The sequence below is a fragment of the Colwellia marinimaniae genome (genome assembly GCF_002207865.1).
Classification (GTDB): Bacteria; Pseudomonadota; Gammaproteobacteria; order Enterobacterales; family Alteromonadaceae; genus Colwellia; species Colwellia marinimaniae.
Map to the genome: position 1 here is coordinate 1 of NZ_BDQM01000125.1, position 462 is coordinate 462.

1 protein-coding gene is annotated in these 462 nt (G+C 14.9%); it reads left to right on the plus strand.

Going from position 1 to position 462, the window contains the following annotated elements; translation table 11 throughout:
- Window positions 1-462 (plus strand): hypothetical protein (locus MTCD1_RS23475; RefSeq protein WP_200818633.1); only part of this gene is annotated, 462 nt, incomplete at both ends.

The window sequence follows — 462 nt, forward strand, 5'->3', positions numbered from 1 at the left end:
AAGAACAAGAAGAAGAGAAAAAAGAGCAAAGAGGCGGGGAAAAAAAAAAAAAAAAAAGAAAAAAAGAGAAAAAAGAAAAAAAAAAAGAGAAAAAAAAGAGAAAAAAGAAAAAAAAAAAAAAAAAAAAAAAAAAGAAAAAAAGAAGAAAAAAAAAAAAAAAAAAAAAAAAAAGAAAAGAAAAAAAAAGAAAAAAAAAAAAAAAAAGAAAAAAAGAAGAAAAAAAAAAAAAAGAAAAAAAAAAGAAAAAGAAAAAAAGAAAAGAGAAAAAAAAAAAAAAAAAAGAAAAAAAAAAAGAAAAAAAGAGGAAAAAGAAAAAAAAAAAAAAAAGAAAAAAAAAAAAAAAAAGAGAAAAAAAAAAAAAAAAAAGAGAAAAAAAAAAAAAAAAAGAGAAAAGAAAAAAAAGAGAAAAAGAAAAAGAAAAGGAGAAAAAAAAAAGAAAAGGAGGAAAAAAAGAAAAAGAAA